Source organism: Streptomyces sp. STR69 (assembly GCF_024519455.1).
Classification (GTDB): domain Bacteria; phylum Actinomycetota; class Actinomycetes; order Streptomycetales; family Streptomycetaceae; genus Streptomyces.
Genome location: NZ_JALJRY010000043.1, coordinates 1 through 17,961, shown reverse-complemented (window position 1 = coordinate 17,961; position 17,961 = coordinate 1). Strand labels below are relative to the sequence as shown.

General features: G+C 69.0%; 14 protein-coding genes and 5 pseudogenes. 10 read left to right on the top strand and 9 right to left on the bottom strand.

Annotation, left to right across the window (positions count from 1 at the left end):
- Positions 1-86: 86 nt before the first annotated feature.
- Positions 87-362 (bottom strand): annotated as a pseudogene (locus tag OC490_RS45265) (transposase family protein); the annotation flags it as partial.
- A gap of 345 nt (positions 363-707) precedes the next feature.
- Between OC490_RS45265 and OC490_RS45260 the strand changes: the two are divergent.
- On the top strand, positions 708-1,667 hold the full coding sequence (locus OC490_RS45260) for a helix-turn-helix domain-containing protein (protein ID WP_262063910.1): 960 nt from the start codon (positions 708-710) through the stop codon (positions 1,665-1,667).
- Positions 1,668-1,746: 79 nt separating this feature from the next.
- Here OC490_RS45260 and OC490_RS45255 read toward each other — a convergent pair.
- Positions 1,747-1,827, bottom strand: a pseudogene (locus OC490_RS45255) (IS5/IS1182 family transposase); the annotation flags it as partial.
- 6 nt (positions 1,828-1,833) lie between these two features.
- Between OC490_RS45255 and OC490_RS45250 the strand changes: the two are divergent.
- From OC490_RS45250 to OC490_RS45230, 5 genes and pseudogenes are all read left to right on the top strand, one after another.
- Complete coding sequence (locus OC490_RS45250; RefSeq protein ID WP_262063909.1) at positions 1,834-2,274, top strand: hypothetical protein; 441 nt, start codon at positions 1,834-1,836, stop codon at positions 2,272-2,274.
- Between the two features lie 175 nt (positions 2,275-2,449).
- Complete coding sequence (locus OC490_RS45245; RefSeq protein WP_262063908.1) at positions 2,450-2,926, top strand: hypothetical protein; 477 nt, start codon at positions 2,450-2,452, stop codon at positions 2,924-2,926.
- A gap of 189 nt (positions 2,927-3,115) precedes the next feature.
- Complete coding sequence (locus tag OC490_RS45240; protein ID WP_262063907.1) at positions 3,116-3,832, top strand: transposase family protein; 717 nt, start codon at positions 3,116-3,118, stop codon at positions 3,830-3,832.
- A gap of 528 nt (positions 3,833-4,360) precedes the next feature.
- Positions 4,361-4,753: pseudogene (locus tag OC490_RS45235) on the top strand (GNAT family N-acetyltransferase); the annotation flags it as partial.
- A gap of 594 nt (positions 4,754-5,347) precedes the next feature.
- Positions 5,348-6,352 carry a chitinase gene (locus OC490_RS45230; protein WP_262063906.1) on the top strand — a complete coding sequence of 335 codons (1,005 nt, stop codon included), beginning with the start codon at positions 5,348-5,350 and terminating at the stop codon, positions 6,350-6,352.
- A 586-nt stretch (positions 6,353-6,938) separates the two neighbouring features.
- Here the strand turns inward: OC490_RS45230 and OC490_RS49455 are convergent.
- Positions 6,939-8,561 carry a cellulose binding domain-containing protein gene (locus OC490_RS49455; RefSeq protein WP_315986734.1) on the bottom strand — a complete coding sequence of 541 codons (1,623 nt, stop codon included), beginning with the start codon at positions 8,559-8,561 and terminating at the stop codon, positions 6,939-6,941.
- 498 nt (positions 8,562-9,059) lie between these two features.
- A complete protein-coding gene (locus OC490_RS45210) occupies positions 9,060-10,175 on the bottom strand; it encodes a serine hydrolase domain-containing protein (RefSeq protein WP_262063905.1) in 1,116 nt (371 codons plus the stop codon).
- 195 nt (positions 10,176-10,370) lie between these two features.
- Between OC490_RS45210 and OC490_RS45205 the strand changes: the two genes are divergently transcribed.
- On the top strand, positions 10,371-11,252 hold the full coding sequence (locus OC490_RS45205) for an AraC family transcriptional regulator (RefSeq protein ID WP_262063904.1): 882 nt from the start codon (positions 10,371-10,373) through the stop codon (positions 11,250-11,252).
- Positions 11,253-11,482: 230 nt separating this feature from the next.
- Positions 11,483-12,718, top strand: coding sequence for an MFS transporter (locus OC490_RS45200; protein ID WP_262063903.1), 1,236 nt, complete (start codon positions 11,483-11,485; stop codon positions 12,716-12,718).
- 31 nt (positions 12,719-12,749) lie between these two features.
- Here OC490_RS45200 and OC490_RS49680 read toward each other — a convergent pair.
- A pseudogene (locus tag OC490_RS49680) lies at positions 12,750-12,851 on the bottom strand (NAD(P)-binding domain-containing protein); the annotation flags it as partial.
- 42 nt (positions 12,852-12,893) lie between these two features.
- A complete protein-coding gene (locus OC490_RS45190) occupies positions 12,894-13,712 on the bottom strand; it encodes an inositol monophosphatase family protein (RefSeq protein WP_262063902.1) in 819 nt (272 codons plus the stop codon).
- Positions 13,713-13,848: 136 nt separating this feature from the next.
- Here OC490_RS45190 and OC490_RS45185 point away from each other — a divergent pair, with 136 nt between their 5' ends.
- Entirely contained in the window at positions 13,849-14,760 is a 912-nt protein-coding gene (locus OC490_RS45185) for a LysR family transcriptional regulator (protein WP_262063901.1), read from the top strand.
- Positions 14,761-14,932: 172 nt separating this feature from the next.
- On the opposite strand, the gene OC490_RS45180 is transcribed toward OC490_RS45185, so the two are convergent.
- The 3 genes from OC490_RS45180 to OC490_RS45170 all read right to left on the bottom strand — a co-directional run bounded on the left by OC490_RS45180 (position 14,933) and on the right by OC490_RS45170 (position 16,767).
- Entirely contained in the window at positions 14,933-15,178 is a 246-nt protein-coding gene (locus OC490_RS45180) for a helix-turn-helix domain-containing protein (protein ID WP_262063900.1), read from the bottom strand.
- Positions 15,179-15,397: 219 nt separating this feature from the next.
- On the bottom strand, positions 15,398-15,952 hold the full coding sequence (locus OC490_RS45175; RefSeq protein ID WP_262063899.1) for a dihydrofolate reductase family protein: 555 nt from the start codon (positions 15,950-15,952) through the stop codon (positions 15,398-15,400).
- A gap of 95 nt (positions 15,953-16,047) precedes the next feature.
- The gene (locus OC490_RS45170) at positions 16,048-16,767 is read right to left on the bottom strand and encodes a helix-turn-helix domain-containing protein (RefSeq protein ID WP_262063898.1); all 720 of its coding nucleotides are present in this window, start codon (positions 16,765-16,767) and stop codon (positions 16,048-16,050) included.
- A 342-nt stretch (positions 16,768-17,109) separates the two neighbouring features.
- Between OC490_RS45170 and OC490_RS45165 the strand changes: the two are divergent.
- Positions 17,110-17,538 (top strand): annotated as a pseudogene (locus tag OC490_RS45165) (transposase); the annotation flags it as partial.
- Positions 17,539-17,961: the final 423 nt, after the last annotated feature.

The window sequence follows — 17,961 nt, the reverse complement described above, 5'->3', positions numbered from 1 at the left end:
GGCGGCACCGGCCTCTGGCAACTGGGCTGCAGATCAGCTCAGTTGCGGTCGTGAAAACGCCTGATGGTCACTCTGCTCACGGCACGCAGGGCGTCGACGATGCCGTGTTCGCGCGCGGCGGTCAATCGTGGGTGGAACCGGGCAGGGCCGCGGAAGCCCACAGCAGTCGGCCGAACGGATCCGTGATGACCTGGACGTTCATGCCGTGGCGCTTGTATTTCCCGGAGTGGTACGGGGGTGTCGGTGGTGACCCGTTCGATGGGCAGGAGGGTGCCGCCCAGGATCACGTACGCCTTCGTCCGGACGATCGTGATTGCCTGGGCCAAGGTCTGCGCGTGGGCGGCCGGCACTTTGACGGCCTCAACGGCGTGGCCTCCTCCGCCGACCGGAGTGGAAAGCCCCCTCGAGTCCAGGAGCAACTCAGCACCACCACCGGACCGGAGCGCCCCTCCCGCCGCGGATGCACGAGCCACGCGTGATCGGGTCGATCCACCCCTGCGCGGGCGACGCCGCGTTGGCATGGCGAGGAGTTCTTCCTGTATTTCTTCCTGGTCATTCCTGCGCGGCTGCGATGTGATCGATCAGGTGGCCCGACGCCCTCAAGTTGCTCCTTTCTGCGGCAGAGGTGCCGTACGCGGCTTGCTGCGCAGCGGCTCCGTAACGCCCGTGGCCGCTGCGCGGCCCTACGACCTCGTTAAGGAGTTGCCGTGCCGTTGATCCTTTCGACTTCTGACCTGTCCTCGTCGGATCGAGCTGATTTCTGGCATGACGCCGTATCGAGAACCTTCGTCCCTCTGGACGTGACCCTCCACGAAGAAGCTCCTTCGGCGGCGACGATCAGCAGCAGCCGGCTGGGCTTCATGCAGATCTCGACGGTCGCGGCCGGGCCGCAGACGGTCACCCGCAAGCCGCGGATGATCGCGAGGGACGGCAAGGAGTATTTGACGCTGACCCTCCTGCATCGGGGGATCGCCGAGCGTTCGCAGGACGGGCGCGACACGGTGGTGCAGCCCGGGCAGTTCTCGCTCTCCGATTCCAGGCGGCCCTTCAGCAAGACGCTGCGGCAGGCGTTCAGTTTCACCTCGTTCCACTTTCCGAGATCCGTACTGGGTGTGACCGACGTTGATCTGCGCGCGGTGACCGCCACGGCCTTCGGCCGGGACGGGGCCTCCTCCGCTTTTCTCGCCGGGCATCTGAAGCGTCTGACCAGGGCGGCGGAGTCGCTCACCCCGGCTCAGGGCCGCAGACTCGCCATGATCACCTGCGATCTGCTGGCCTGCGTGATCCAGGAGCGGGAACAACGCCCGCAAGCGCCCGTGGCCGGCCATGCCTTGCTGGCCCGCATCAAGGACCACGTGCAGTGGCACTTGGCCGATCCGGATCTGGATCCCGCAGGAATCGCCGCTGCCCACCACGTCTCCGTCAGGTACCTGCACAAGCTCTTCGAGTCGGAGGGCATCACCGTGTGCCGGTGGATCCAGCAGCAGCGCCTGGAGCGCTGCCACGGGGAACTGGCACGGGTGACGCCCCACGCGCCGAGTGTGTCGGCGGTGGCCCATCGATGGGGCTTCGCCAGCCCCTCCCACTTCAGCCGCGTCTTCCGCCTGACCTACGGCACCACTCCCCGTGAGTGTCAGGCGACAGCCCGCCTGAACCCTGGAAACTGACCGGGAATCTCCCGCAGGAAACGCATCTCCCTTGCCATCAGGCACGGTCAGGGAACGGGCGTTCCCCTCGTGTGGCCCGGTCCCTGGTGCAGCCGGGTGTCGCGCGGGAGAACCAGAGCGGTGTGCCGTCGGACCGGGCGATGACCTGCACGTTCATTCCCTGCGCGTGCACCGCCCCTCCTGGCACACCACTGCACCGGAACTCGGCGCGTACAAGCAGCAGTTGTACGACCACGAAGACACCGAGCAACGGCGCATGACCGCAGGGGTGGATAACCTCATTGACAACGAACTTGAACTGACACGGTCCGCGGCCAGTACCGGTGCGGACCAGCGCGCCGAAATCTCCGCCTACGCTGCCCGGGCCCGCATCACCCAGGCGCACGTCGTGTACCAGTCCGACGAGGTGTGGGCCAACACCGATTCCTCCAAGTGCCTGTACACCTACGCGGAGGTCTCCCACGGCAGCAGAGGAGGCTACGCCAAGTCCTACGGGCTGTCCTCCTCCGGCATCCCCCTCGCCCAGTTGTGCATCCTGGTCTGGAGTCGTCCCCCGGGCAACCTCAAGAGCGGATGGCAGTACTTCTACTGGGACGGCGCCCAGTGAGAGACCGCCATCGTGGTCTTTGCTGGTCAGCGGGGCTGGTGTGATGTCTCGTAGGGGCGCTCGTGCTGGTTGAGGTGGAGATCGGTAGCACGTGATCATCCGTCACGGGTGGCCTCTGGCCTTCTCGTACGGGGGACTTGGGCTGCCGCTAGGTTCTGCGGCGGGAGGGATGTTCATGACGGACGTGCTGACCTGGACGGTCGAGCGACGGGTTGAGCTGGCGGAACGTGCCGAACTGCTGCGCAAGGAGCTGGCCGGGATCGATGCCGAGGTGGCCCGGCTGGAGGCCGCCGAGGTGGTGTTCGGACAGTGGGCCGAGGCGACCGACGGCGGCCGGCAGCCGTCGCGCATTGTGGAGCCGGAGCCGGAGCCGGAGCCGGAGAAGGTGGTGGTCGGGCCGGGTGCGGGTGGGATGCGGCTGGTGCCGGACCGGACGGAGGGTATGGAGGCGGAGGTCCTTACGCCGGAGTATCAGCGGATCATGGCGATCGTGGCCGGCGCGAACGAACCGGTGATGGCCAGGGACGTCGCGATCGCCCTGGGCCGTGAGATCACACCGGGCAAGGTCGAGCCGGTCCGCGGTCAGCTACGCAAACTCTCCGACCGGGGCTGGCTGGCCCGGACCGGATCCGGCCGCTACCTGCCGCGCTGAGCGGCGAAGACTGCAGCGGAGCGGCCGATTCCCGCCGTAACACGAGGGCCCCCGGCGGGAGTTGGTGAGTGTGTGAAGACAAACCAGTCCGCCGAGGGCTCTCACGACGTTGTCTACCAGGTCCGCCTCCCGCTGTCGAAACGGACCATCGACCTCGTCGCCGGTCTCATACGTCGCCGTCGTCACCAGATGCGCTCCCGCTGGCGCAAGGCCGGCCCGGGCACCCAGGCGATCATCGTGCTCGCCATGCTCCGCCATGACCAGCGCCTTTCCGATATGGCCGGCGGCAACGACGTGTCCGCCTCCACCATCCGCCGCTGGGTCCAGGAAGTGATCGAACTCCTCGCCGCCCGCTCCCCACGCCTGGACCGCGCGCTGAAGAAGATCGCCCGCTTGGGCGGGGTAGTGGTTCTGTTGGACGGCACCCTCATCCGCACCCGACGCCGCACCGGGAGAGACAACCGGAAGAACTACAGCGGCAAGAACAAGGCTCATGGCCTGCTGTTTCTCGCACTTACCGATGAGAAGGGCAACCTGATCTGGATATCCGCGGCCAGGCCCGGCGGCTCCAGCGAGATCACCGCCTCTCGCCACAACAAGATCACTCGGCATCTGCGGGAGGCTGGGCTCGGGGCACTGGCCGACCTCGGCTTCGTCGGTCTGGACGACAAGCCCGACGACGACCCAGTGATCATCACCGGCCGCAAAGCAACCCGCAACCACCGCCTCACCGCCACCGAGAAGGAGGCGAACCGCCTGGTCAGTCGCGAACGCGCCGCGAACGAAAACGGCTTCGCCAACCTCAAGACCTGGCAGATCCTGACCAAGCTCCGCATGAACGCCCGGTATGCGACCACCCTCCTGCGGGCCCTGCTCGTCCTGGCGACCACCGAAGTCCAGCGGTGACGGACGATCACGCGTCAACGATCACGCTCCCGATCAGCACGAGCACCCCACCCGAACATCACACAAGCCCCGCTGACCAGCAAAGACCACGATGGCGGTTTCTCCATGAGGAACGAGTGCCAGCCCCAGTTGGGTGGACGAGAACGTTCACGGATCCGGGACCCTGCCCGGCTACACCACTTCATGGGACGCGATCGACAAACGTTGCTCACTCCCGCCTACGAAACCCGGGAGAGTTCGCGACCGGTAGGAGTCCGCGCTCCGGTCGATTCGGTCCGCGTCCACCCACCGGTGGGCGCTGTGCTCGGGTGCCGCGAACCGACGGGCGGATGGATCGCAGGCGTTCGTGAAGAGGCGGGGGCGTACGAGGGCTGTTCCTCCGTCCGATTCGGTCGCTCCGGCCCCGTGCTGCGCCGACTTCGACCTCACCGTCCACGACTCCGAGCTCATCCCCAATGGCACCTGCGCGCCCCTTGGGCGACATCGTCCAGACGGACTTCATCGCGCCCTGAACCGCTCGTCGGCGACTCGGAGCTCTACGGCGGCGTGGTCACCCAGGAGCGGGCCGGTGGTCGGCCGTGGTGGCCGGTCACGCCCGGCTCCCAGGACTCGCAGTTCGCGGTGGACGACAAGGGGCGGGGGCATGCACCCTTCTCTGTGGGGGACTTGCACTCCGGCACTCTGATCGGCAGCGCGGTGCTGTGCCACTACGGCTTTGTCTTCCGTGGCCCCCACCGGCTGCGGATGGAGACGCTGTCGGACAACGACGCGATGCTGTGCTCCGCCGAGCGCAACGGCATCGTTTGCGAGGGGGTGCCGCGTTCGGCGGCCTGGGTGATGGGGGAGTTCGTCGACGAGGTGCTCCTCGGGATCCTGGTCGAGGAATGGAAGCCGTGCCCGAAGAACGGGACCGGTGCCTGACCGCAAGCGTGCCCGACCCAGCCTGGACGCCCATCCGGACCTTCGAGGGTGAGGGCTAGGGCGACGGCAGTGCCAGGGTTGTCCTGCCACTGAGGAGGGCCTCTCCTTACGCCCGCTTCGGCGGGGCCTCGCGCCGCGCCGTCGCCGACCGTGTCCTGTCCTGTCGGCCGGGAATGCGCGGTGGGGCGGTGTGGTTGGAAGGATCGTGGGAGTGGAGGGGACAGTGTCCCCGGGCCTCACCTATTGCCTGCGGGGACGATCGTCCGGCTGAAGCCCCGCAGAGCACATCGCCGCGTAGGCGACCGCCCTCCATTCCCGCAACGCGCAGACGCGGCCCCGAGTGCTTCGATCGCCTCGGGGCCGCGGTATGTCCTCTCCTCTTCCGCTTCCGCGACGCACTGACTTCTCCAACTGGCCGTCGGCACAAGGGCGTAGCGTCCGCCAGTTGGTGCCGCAGGGGTTGACGGGCGTATTGGTCTAGGCCTTAATGGCTTCAGCCTGTTCACATGAACGGAAGGTGTTCATCAACATGAACAGGCGTGGTTTCCTCTACCCCCCACCGGCGCACCGGGTGCGCTGCGTCTTGGAGGACTCATGCGTCGAAAGAGCAGCTACACACTGGCCGTTGCCGTGACCGCCGGTGTGGCGGTGGCAGCGGTCCTCGCCCCCTCGGCGTCCGCCGCCCCGACAGCGGCGAACCCCGGGCCCGGCTTCCCCGCCCGGTACTCGGCACCGTACGCCGAGACCTGGAACTCCCCGTCCGCCCTCGCCAACGCACGCAATGCCACCGGCCAGAAGTACTTCACCCTCGCCTTCGTCATCGCCGGAAGCGGCTGCAACGCGACGTTCAACGGCGACACGTCCATCACCGACTCCTCCTGGACCGCCGCCATCAACTCCACGAGGGCGGCCGGCGGCGACGTCATCGCCTCCTTCGGTGGCGCCTCCGGCACCGAACTGGGCGTCGCCTGTACCTCGGTGTCGTCCCTCAAGGCGCAGTACAAGCGGGTCATCGACAGCCTCAACCTCACCCGCGTCGACCTCGACATCGAGGGCTCGACCCTCAACAACACGGCTGCAAACGACCGGCGCAACAAGGCCCTGGCACAGTTGCAGAGCGAGTACGCGACAGCGGGGCGCCGACTTGACGTCCAGTACACCCTCCCGGTCGACCCGACCGGTCTGGAGCAGAACTCCATCAACCTGCTGAACAACGCCAAGAGCAACGCCCTGACGGTCAATCTGGTCAACATCATGACCATGGACTACGGCCCGGCCATGGACATGGGCAAGGCGGCCACCGGCGCGGCGACCGCCCTGCACGACCAACTGGGCCGGATCTGGACGACCAAGAGTTCCGCGCAGCTGTGGGCCATGGAGGGGAACACCCCCATGATCGGCGTGAACGACACCACAGCCGAGGTGTTCACCACCGCCAACGCCACCACGCTCGCCGGCTTTGCCGCGAGCAAGGGCATCCAGGAACTGTCCTTCTGGTCGCTGGGCCGGGACAAGGCCTGCGCCACCAATGGTCAGCTGTCCGACACCTGCAGCGGCACGTCGCAGAGCGCGTACCAGTTCACCCGCACGCTCCGCTGACCCGACCCGGGCGACCCCCGGGGGCAGCGGAGTGCGGCGCACAGCGGCCCGGTGGATGGTGAAGACGGCGCTCAGAGCATCGGATGGACCGTGTACTGAGCGTCTCTTCAGCGGTCCGAGCCAGCGCTCGCAACAGTCACATCTGCGGTTCGCGGCACCCGCGTCCCGGGACATCGTCGTCGGCCGGCTCGGAGGCCGTAGTCCTTTCACCAACCAGGGAGTGCGGTACTTCGGTTCGCACGACGACAAGGCGCTCGACGCGGGCGCCTTCGTTGAGCAAGAGGCGGACTACAGGTCCACGCTCCGGGGCGTGGACCGGCGGCAGATCCACATGGCAATGCCCGGGGCGGAGGGCTCCCGGGAGCTTCTGGTGCCGCTGCTGGAAGCGATCGGACCGGACGCGTTCCGTGGACAGTACGGGGGCCGGGAGGCTGCGGCGGGAGGTCGGCGGCGTACGGGTTCGGGGTGGCGGCAAGGCGCGGGACGGCGAGTCGCTCGACTGAGGCCGTTCAGGTCAGTGCGATGCCGAGTCCCACCGTGGGCGTGCCGAGCGGCACGCCCACGGGGTGCAGGGGACCTCGGGGGCTCAGCCCGCGTAGGTCGCGAACAGTTTGGAGAACTGGTACGGGGTCTGCGGGATGTTCGTGCACCGGCTCAGGGCACCGGTGCAGGCGTTCCCGTCGCGGGTGACGTCCCAGAAGCCCAGCTCGCCCAAGTGGTTCTGGCGGGCGAAGGTGAGCACCTGCTGTGCGTCGGCGGCGGTGAACACCTCGCTGGCGGTGTCGTTCTGGCCGAGCATCGGGGTGAGGCCGACCATGGCCCAGGTCTGGGCGGTGGTGAGGTTCGGCCACACCGAGGCGATCTGGGCGCGGGTCGAGGTGGCGGCCTGGACGGCGTACGTGCCCATCTTCCCGGACGGGCTGGGTGCGGCGCTGTCGCCGTAGTCCATGGCCATCAGGTTGACGGTGTCGACGTTCAGGTTGTGCGACTTGGCGGAGTTGAGGATGTAGACGCCGTCGGCGGTGAGGCCGCTGGGCAGGACGGGGAGCGTGAGGGTGACCTTGAGGTCGCGGCCCTTGGCGCGCTGTGCGGCCTGCACGGCGGCCACGGCCGTCGAGCGCCGGTCGATCGAGGCGTGGTCGACCGCTGCGGCGCCCTCGATGTCGAAGTCCACGCGGTCCAGGGCGTAGGCGTCCACGACCTTCTGGTACTGCGCCTGGAGCGCGGTCGCGCTGGTGCAGGCGAGGGCCAGTTCGGTGCCCGACGCGCCACCGAAGGACGGCCGTACGTCACCGCCCATCGCGCGCAGGGAGTCGAAGTCCGCCCGGTCCCAGGCCGCGCCCGGGTCGAAGGAGTTGAACCAGCTGGCGCTGCAGCCGGTCGACCCGGCGGTGATGAAGCCGAGCGAGAACTGCCGCAGTCCGGTGTTCGTGGCGATCTGCGTGAGGTTGGGCGTCGGGTAGGCCCCGAGGTCGACGAAGGGGGCGGCCACGCCGGGGGTGGTGCCGCTGCCCGCGGTCGCGGTGAGCGTTGCGGAGTGCGCCGACTGGTTGTTGGAGTCGTCGAGCGCGGTCACCGAGAAGCTGTGACTGCTGCTGGGGAGCAGGCCGATCACTGTGAAGGTGGTGCCGGTGCCGGAGGTGGTGGCGATGACGTCGCTGCCCTCGTAGATCCGGTAGCCGACCACGCCGACGTTGTCGGTGGAGGCGTTCCAGCCCAGCGTGACGCTGCCGGGGCCGGTGGCCCGGACGGCGAGGCCGGTGGGGGTCGAGGGTGCGACTGTGTCGGCGGGGACGCCGGCGCAGGGGCCGTTGTTGATCAGACAGGCGCTCGGTTGGACGACCGAGCCGGTGTAGCTGAAGTCCATGCCGACGACGGGTGCGGAGTCACCGGGGGCGAGTGGGGCCTCCCAGGTGGGGGAGGTGATGGTGTACTGCGTCCCGGTGTGGGTGACCGTGCCGTTCCATGAACTGGTGACGGCCTCGGTGGAGGGCAGGGTGAAGGTGATGGTCCATGAACTGACCGTGTGGGTGGACTTGTTGGTGACCGTGTAGCCGCCCTCGAATCCGGCACCCCAGGTGGAGGTGATGCCGAAGGAGGCGATGAGGCCGGTGTTGTCGGCCGCGTGGGCGGCCGGGGCGGTGGTCGTGGCCAGGCCGCCGACCATCAGGGTGGCAGTCAATGCGGCGCGCAGCGACGCACGTCTCATGAGGTTGCTCCTCCGTGGGGCGAGGCCGCGCACGGCGTCGCGCCGGTACGCGGATTGCGGTGCCCTGCACGCCCGTCGCACGGTGGAGAGGTGTGGGTGGGGAGGAGCCGTGCGACGTGATCAGGGCGGGGTGAGGCAGGGGAAGTCCGTCGAACGGCGAGTCGTGAAGTTAATCGGAAACTTTCCTTACATCTGCCTGCGGTACGAAGCGTGGCCGTCCGCGTTGGCCTGCGTCAAGAGATCCGGGAAAGATTCGTCTAGACCAATTCCGGCCCCGGGGGCATGAGTTGCCGCCGGAGGCGGACGCGGATGATGCTCCTCGCGTCCGTGACGATCCGGGTCTTCACCTTCGGCTGGATCGGCGACTCGCCGGTCGCTTCGCACCAGGTCCCCAGGGAGATCGAGCCGGAAGACCAGGGCGTAGGCCTGGCCCGCCCTGGCCGGCAGGCGGAACGCCGAGGCGACACCGGCCCGCGGGAGGGCCCCTCCCGCGGATGGTCACCGCAGTCCGCTGTAGGCGGCCATGATGATCTCCATGCCGCGGCTGTCCTCCTGCTGCTCCCGGTCGAGCATCTGGTTCATCACGTAGGCCACCGTCATACGTGCCTCAGGGTCGCTCGCGACGAGGGAGCCGCCCCACCCGCCCCAACCGAACATGTTGCCGAACTTGCCGAAGCCCACGGTCCAGGACATCGAGGTCCGCAGTATCCGGTCCTCGCCGCGGAACACCTCCTGCCACGCGGGCTCGCAGCCCTCGGGGGACAGCAGCCGCACGCCCCCGGCGGAACCCCGGTTCGCCAGTACCGACTGGACGAGGGCGACGGACCGGGCGTTGCCGAAGCCGTTCACCGCGGGGATCTGCGCACGGCGCCAGGCCACGGAGTTGGCATCCCTGACCCGGACCGCGACACCGTCGTACTCCCGACGTGTGCCGTCCGGTCCGGACGGTGCGTCGGCGGTGTACTCGTCGGTCCGTGACGGCGGCGGGATGAGCGGTGCGACGCGGCGGTCGTCGGCGGCGGAGAGCCCGATGTGGAAGTCCGCGCCCAGCGGTTTCGCCACTTCCTCGGCGAAGAAATCGCCGAGGGAGCGGCCGGTGATGCGGCGGACGATCTCACCGATCAGGAACCCGAAGGTGAGCCCGTGGTAACCGGCGGCCGTTCCCGGTTCCCACTCGGGGGCCTGGGCGGCCAGCCCTGCCGTCACGCTCTGCCAGTCGTAGAGGTCCTCGACCGTCGTCGGCCCGGACAGGTCCGGCAGCCCCGCGGTATGGGACAGCACATGGCGTACCAGCAGACGCTCCTTGCCCGCCGCGGCGAATTCGGGCCAGTAGGCGGCGACCGGCGCGGACAGATCGAGCCGGCCCTGGTCGGCCAGGATCAGCGCGCACAAGGCGGTCATGTTCTTGGTCGTCGAGTTCACGCCCGTGAGGGTGTCGAGCTCCCAGCCGACGGTGCGGTCCGCGTCGGCGTACCCGCCCCACAAGTCGACCACCGGCTCGCCGTCGAGGTGGACGGCGACCGAGGCGCCCACATCGTCCTTGCCGAGCGACGCCGCCAGGGCCGCCTCGACTGCGGCGAACCGCGGCTCGCACAGCCCCTTGATATCAGTCATGTGCGCCAGCCTCAGGCAACACCGAGGCCACCCGCCCGACAGTTCCCGTACGCCTTCTGTCGGGCAGCGCGCGAAGAGATCACCTACACCTGAAGACGATCCGGTCGGCCGAAGGAGCTGCCACAGCCCAGTGCGCTGTCCTGCGAGGGAGACTCAAGGAGGCGGGGGAGACTTGAGGAAGAGGGACGGACACACGTGCTGGAGCGGCTGAATCAGGCGCTGGACCACCTGGAGGCCTGCCTCGACCGGGAGGTCGACGTGGCCGGGGCGGCCCGGATCGCCGCGGTGTCGGAGTACCACTTCCGGCGGTTGTTCTCCGCCCTCGCCGGGATGCCGCTCCCGGTTTACGTACGGCGCCGGAGGATGACCCTTGCCGCGGCCGAGGTGCTGGCCGGGGAACGCACGCTGCTCGATGTCGCGGTGCGGTACGGCTACGGCTCGGGTGAGGCGTTCGCCCGGGCGTTCCGGTCGGTGCACGGCATCGGTCCGGGCGAGGCCCGGCGCACGGGCGCACTGCTCACGGCACAGCCGCGCATGTCCTTCCGCGTCGTCGTCGAGGGGAGTACGACGATGCGCTACCGGATCGTGGAGAAGGAGCCGTTCCGGATCGTCGGCAGGAAGGCGCGGGTCCCGCTGGTGCACGAGGGGGCCAACGCGGCCGCCGCGGCGCACCTGGAGAGCCTGGACGAGCGGGCGATCGTACGGATGAAGGAGCTGGCCGACCGGGAACCGGAGGGGATCATGTCGGCAGCGGTGTATCTGACCGACAGTCGGGAGGAGGGGGCCGAGGCGGACTACTGGATCGGCGTGGCCACCGGCCCGGAGTCGGGCATCGAGGAACTCGACGTCCTCGACGTGCCGGCCGGTACCTGGGCGGTGTTCGACAACGACGGGCCCTATCCGAACGCGCTCCAGGCACTGTGGCGGGATGTGTTCACGCAGTGGTTCCCCTCGAATCCGTACACGAGCCGGCCAGGTCCGGAACTCCTGCGGACGCAGCCGGTGGAGATCGGCGAAGAGACCCACTCCCAGCTGTGGATCCCGATCGAGCGGAGCGGCGGTAGCGTCGGCGCCTGAGCATCGGTCTGCCGACGGGGCGGGGATGCTCCGGCTCGGCTTGACCTCACGGCTGGGCGAGCGGCGCCCGGAGCACTCGTAGACTCTTCCTGCCCGCAGGGGCGCATCGGGCAACGGCGGCCGAGGCGACAGGTTACAGAAACAGGGCGAACCGGACGCATTACGGTCCTGCCTTCCTCCCTCCCCGCATCCGCACGCGGACCGCAGCCCGTGAAAGGTACTCGCGCCCCATGCCACTGGCCCTGCTGGCCCTCGCTCTCGTCGCGTTCGGTATCGGTACGACCGAGTTCGCCACCATGGGGCTGCTGCCCCAGATCGCCGACGGCGTCGGCGTGTCCGTGCCGCACGCCGGCAACCTCGTCTCCGCCTACGCGCTCGGTGTCGTCGTCGGGGCGCCCCTCCTGACCGGCATCGGCGCGCGCATCGCCCACAAACGGCTCCTGCTCCTGCTGTCCGCGCTGTTCGTGATCGGCAACGTCGCCTCCGCTCTCGCTCCGAACTTCGGCCTCCTGTTCGCCGCACGGTTCCTGGCGGGGCTGCCCCATGGAGCGCTGTTCGGCGTGGGTGCCGTCGTGGCCTCTCGACTGGTCGCCCCCGAACGGGCCGGGCGGGCCGTGTCGCGGATGTTCCTCGGACTCACCGTCGCCAACATCGTCGGCGTCCCGGCCGGGACCGCTCTCGGCCAGCACCTCGGTTGGCGGTACGCCTACTGTGCCGTCGCCGTCATCGGCCTACTCGCGCTGGCAGCGCTGGCCGCCTTCGTCCCCCATCAGTCCCGCGGCAACCAGTCCGGCATCCGGTACGAACTGCGGGCGATGGCCAACCGGCAGGTCGCTCTCGGTCTGGCCACCGCCGTCGTGGGATTCGGCGGCTTCTTCGCCGTCTACAGCTATCTGGTGCCGATCCTGACCCACGTGACCGGCCTCGCCGACTCCTCCACCACCTGGGTCCTCGCCCTCTACGGCATCGGAATGACGCTGGGCACCCTCATCGCGGGTCCGCTCAGCGACCGGGCCCTGCGCCCGACGTTGTACGGGGGCCTCCTCCTGCTCGGCTCGACACTCGTGGCGTTCTACTTCACCGCGCACAGCACCGTCCCCGCCCTGGTGACCCTCGTGTTCATGGGCGCGATGGGCGCCCTGGTCACCACCCCGGTGCAGATGCTGCTCATGGCCAAGGCGAAGAACGCCCCGACGATGGCCGCGGCTTCCAACCACTCCGCCTTCAACCTGGCCAACGCCGGCGGAGCCTGGCTCGGCGGCCTGGCCATCTCCGCAGGCTGGGGCTGGGCCTCACCGGCCCTGGTCGGCGCGACGCTCGCCGCAGCAGGCCTCGCCCTCGCCCTCCTCGCGGGCCTCACGGACCGTGACACCAGCAGCTCCGCACTGATCACTTCTTCATCGGCCCAGACCCCGTCGGAGCCTTTGCCGACGACGTCTCAGACGTCGACCAGCAGCGACGCCTGAACGACGACCCGCTCCACAGCCTGGGCGTCGCGGGCGAGCGGTCCGCCACATTCACCTCGTGCCCGGCCCGGGTGAGGGCCGTGGCCAGGCTGCCGCCGACGCGGCCGTTTCCGAGAACTGCGATCGTGGTCATGATGATCTGGTCCTTTCCGTGCGTGCGGGACGGGTTGTGCGATCAGCGTGAGAGCGTGGCGGCGGCCTCGGCGTGCACGCCGGGCGCGGCTGCCAGGAAGGTCTCGCTCTCCGGCGTCCAGGGCCGGCCCTCGACGTCGGAGATCCGTCCGCCGGCCTCGGTGACGAGCAGCGCTCCGGGAAGCAGGTCCGCGCGGGCTCCGGCGAACTGCCAGAAGGCGTCGATGCGGCCGGCGGCCACGTTCAGCAGGTGCAGGGTGGCGGGCACCGAGGTCCGTACCACGAGCGCGTCGAGGAGCATCTCGGTGATCGAGGAGCCGACGCGCCGTACGACCTTCTCGTCCTCGTCCGGCCTGGCCTGGCTTGTGGCCACGATGGCCAGACCGAGTTCGGCGGTGTCGGAGACATGCAGGGGCCGGTCGTCGAGGTGAGCGCCGGCGCCGGCGAGCGCGGTGTAGGTCTCGCCGGTCAGGGGCAGGTGGACAACGGTGAGGACCGGCTGGTGGTCGCGCACGAGAGTGGCGGTGACGGCCCAATCGGGCAGGGCGTGCAGGTGGTTGACATTGCCTTCGGCCGGATCCACGACCCACCATTCACCGGCCGGCAGCGCACCGCCCGCGAGCTCGTCCTCCACCCAGCGAGCCTGCGGGCGCAGGAGTGTGAGGCGGGGGCGCAGGACATCGAGGACAGTGTCGTCGTTGACGGCGAGCGCCCGCATCAGCTCTTCGCGGGTCCGGTAGCGGACCACGTCGCCGAACCGCTCCCGCAGCGCCGAACCCGCCGCACGTACGGCCATCGTGGTCTGTGCGAGCAGGTCGGCGTCGGAGGCGACGACATCAGTGGTCTGCAGCGTTTCGGACATGGTGGTGCTCCCGTCTGAACAGGGGGATGAGGTGGGTCGGGCCAAGCCGCGCGTTCCGTCGCGCTCTCTTGTCTCGAAGGTATGCAGCCCCGTCGTTAACTTCAACTGCATGTCAAGCACAGCTAGGATTACTCTCATGCAATTGGACTTGAACCTGCTCGCCGCGTTCGACGCGCTGCTGGAGGAGGGCAGCGTGGCCGGGGCAGCCGCGCGCCTGCACGTCACGGCCCCCGCGATGAGCCGGAGTCTGGGCCGGATCCGGCGCACGACCGGGGATCAGATCCTGGTGCGCACAGGGCGCACGATGACACCGACGCCGTACGCGATCGCCGTGCGGGAGCAGGTGCACGCTCTGCTCCAGCAGGTTCGGGGGGTGCTGGCACCGAGCCGTGAACTCGACCTCGCGACGCTGGAGCGCACCTTCACACTCCGCTGGCACGATTCCCTCGTCGCTCTCAGCGGGCCCGCACTGCTGGCGGCCGTTCGGAGGCAGGCGCCGGGTGTGCGACTGCGCTTCGTCGCCGAATCGAGCATCGACACTCCCGAGTTGCGGCGCGGTGAGGTCGACCTGGAGGCGAACGCCAACCGCCCGAGCGCACAGGACATCCGTGCCGAGCGCGTGGGCGAGACCCGCCTCGTCGTTGTCGCGAGGCGGGGGCACCCCCTCACCCGCGTCCCGGCCGTCACCGCCGAGCGGTACGCCGCCGCCGAGCACATCGCCGTCTCGCGACGTGGAAACCTCGGCAACGCCGTCGACGACGCTCTCGCGCGACTGGCTCTCACCCGCAGTGTGGTGGCGGCGGCTCCCACGGAAGCGGCCGCGTTGGAGTTCGTGCGCGGCTCTGATCTCCTGGTCACGGCCCCCGAAGCCACCACACGCTCCGCGGTCGAGGGCCTCGGCCTGGTCGTGCTCCCCCTGCCGCTCGAACTGCCGTCGGCAGCGGTGTACCTGTCGTGGCATCAGCGCTACGACACCGACCACGCCCACACCTGGCTGCGCGGGCTGGCGCGTGCCGCGCTGACCGATGCGGCAGGATCGTCAGTGTGATGTGCGCCGTCGGGAAGACGACCGTGAGGGTTGCGACGAGCGACCTTCGCCAAGATGGTCCCTTCCCGGGCGGGTTGAGGGCATGGTCGGCCGGCCGGCGGCGCACGGTGACGGCGGAGACCGAATCGGCGATCGCCCGGGCGGCGACCTCGCGGGCCGGTTCCGGGCGTGATCAGCGCGCCGCTGGCACACCGCTCTCGGCGGGCAGCCGGCAGGCCAGGGCCTTGACCTGGGTCACCTGCAACGCGGTGAACGAGGGCGGCCGCCCTGGCCGCTCGGGGTCGGCCAGACCGGCCAGACCGTGACCGGCGATTCGGCCGCGCCGGCAGCGGACCGGGTCCAGATGCAGTCCCGCCTCACGGGCGATCCGCGCGTCGTAGCGCCCCCTGGCCGCGTGCGATACCGCATGCGCACGCATCGCAGCCGGTACTCGGACTTGTTGCCGTAGGCCGTCTTCTTCAGTCGTTCGCGCTCGGAGGCGCGCAGGGCTGTCGGGCGGGCGGCGGCAATGGGCAGTACAGGCAGGTCGATCGGCAGAAGTGGATCAGGACAGGCCAAAGCCTGTCGCACCGGGTTTCGGTCTGCTGTTTCCTGCTGCCGGGGCGTTTCGTAGGCTCCCGCCCGCGCCGAGCAGCGCTCAGCGAGTCGGACGGTAGGTCGCGATGATCACTCCGCTGCTGGTCGGCAGGGCGCTCTCCAGCTGCAACTTCTTCAGGGGCGCGTCGTCGGCGAACAGCTTCTTGCGGCCCTCGCCGGCCACCACCGGGTGGATCAGAAGTACCAGTTCGTCCAGCAGGTCCTGCTCCAGCAACGAACGCACCAGCGTCGGGCTGCCCGCGACGGTGATGTCCTTGCCCTCGCCCGCTTTGAGCTCCTCGATCGCGGCCGCCAGATCACCCTTGATGAGCGTGCTGTTCGCCCAGTCCTCCACGCTGTCCAGTGTGGAGGAGACGACGTACTTGGGCGAGTCATTGATCCACTTGGCGAAGCCGGAGTCCTCGCCGCTGGTCACCGTCGGCCAGTACCCGGCCCACTCGGTGAAGGTCGTTCGGCCCAGCAGAATCGTGTCGGCCGTCTCCAGCGTCTTTCCCAGCGCCGCGCCCATCTCCTCGTCGAAAGCGAACTGCCACTCGTTCGGCGACTGGGCGACACCATCGAGCGAGACGAAAAGACCCGAAACAACCTTGCGCATGATTCCTCCGTGATGAGTTCGGGGTCCTCTGCCCGGTCCCGGCCGAACAGCGCTGCGGCCGGGGCGGACCGACACCGTCGGTTACGTCAGGAAGGCTATGCGGGCACAGGGGAAGAGGGCTTGTACAGAAGCGACAGCGGCTCCGTCCTGTCCGGAGCACTCAGCTGAGTGGCTGTCCGGCCGATGAACCGGGTCAAGGACCGCGCCAGGTGCGGCTGGTCGAAATAGCCCAGCCCATGCACCACGTCCTGCGCCGGCACCCCCTCCTGGATCAGAACCGCCGCCTCGCGGGCGCGGTGGATCTGCCGGATGGCACCCTGGGTGAGGCCCGTCGCCGCGACGAAACGCCGCTGGAGGGTCCGCTCGGAGACATCGGGGGTCGTGCCGCCGAGCACCGCGGGCACGATCGGGTCGCAGTCCACGATGCCTTCGCGCACCATGCGCCGCACGAACGCCTCCGCATTGTCGTAATCGGGCACGTGCCAGGCGGAACCCTTCAGCCACACCGAGCGCCGCGTCACGTCGGGGATCTCCGCGCTGCCACCCACGAGCGGGCCGACCGGCACGTGAGGCATCGAGGTGCCGAGAGCGAAGCTGATACCGAAGAACGTGGCGTCCTTGGGAACGGGAGCCGGACAGGCCCTGGGCTCGGGGCCCAGCACGGCCGCCTGCACCTTGCCGTCGTGCTCCCAGAAGACAAGCTCCCAGTGCGACGCCGCGATCGACGTCATCCGGCCGACCTCGATGCTGCGACTGCGCCATACCCGCTCGATGTACGGCAGCTCCGACGGTCGGCTCTCGATCTCCAGACCCAACCGGATCAACCCCCGTCCACCGCTGCCCGAGCCGCCAGTGTGTCACGTCGTCCGGACGGCCAGAGCGCGCGAGATGTGCGCGGAATGGCGGCGCGGCTCGGCCTGACCGCGGCCAGTGGCCCGATGCCCGCAAGGCGCGTGTGTGAGACCCTTCACCGCTTCCGGGCGGGGGAGCATTGCAACGAAGACGCCGGGATTCACGCACGGGATCCGGTCTGCCGGTCGCCCCAGCCATCGACGGGGGCGCGAAGACTTTGCCCCCGCCGCCCTGGCGGTATCGATAGCCGCTGCACCAGCACTCCCAACCCTCCACCCGTCGGTCCACGCAAGGGAGGGAGTCTCGGGGCCCAGTTGAGAATCACGGACGCGGACGGCATGCGGATCACCTGTTTCGCCACCAACACTCCCGACCGGCCGATCGCCGAACTCGCGCTCCGTCACCGGCTGCGGGCCCGCGCCGAGGACCGCATCCGGGCCGCGCGTTCGACCGGGCTTCGGAACCTGCCCCTCCACGACACCGCCCAGAACCAGGTCTGGATGGAGATCGTCCAGCTCGCGCTCGACCTGCTGGCCTGGATGCCCATGCTCGCCCTGACCGGACAGGCGAGGCTCTGGGAACCGCGGCGTCTGCGGTTCCGCCTGTTCTCCGCAGCCGCCCAGCTGGTCACCACCGGCCGGCGCCTCCTCCTCCGCCTCGCATGTCACTGGCCCTGGACAGTTGAGGTCACCACCGCTCTGCAACGGCTCATGCTGCTGCCAAATCCGGGCTGAACAGCGCATCCACCTGCCCCTGCGAGAGAGCGTTCCAGTCCAGAGCAGTGGAACCCGGCGTCCATCCGACACAACACTCGGGCTACTGGCCTGCCCCACAAGCAGCCAGGGAACGCGAAACGGCCTACCGACTCCGTCGGCAGACCGTCACGAAAGATCGAGGCTAGTCTCAAAGAAGAGATCACCGAGTGGCCGTCAATACACCACTCCAGCGGACGTGACCAGTACGAACTCCGTACCCCACCAGTAGCCTGAAACCAAGCAACTCGACTCCACCCAACTCGGGACAGTCCGGAGTCTCCATTCGAACCTGGGCGATTCAACGGGCACCTGGCGCGATTGACATCCACAAGTCTTGACAATTGCTCGACCTGCTGGTGGGGGAGGCCGTAGATCTGGTCGTCGCGGTCCGCGCGGACCTGA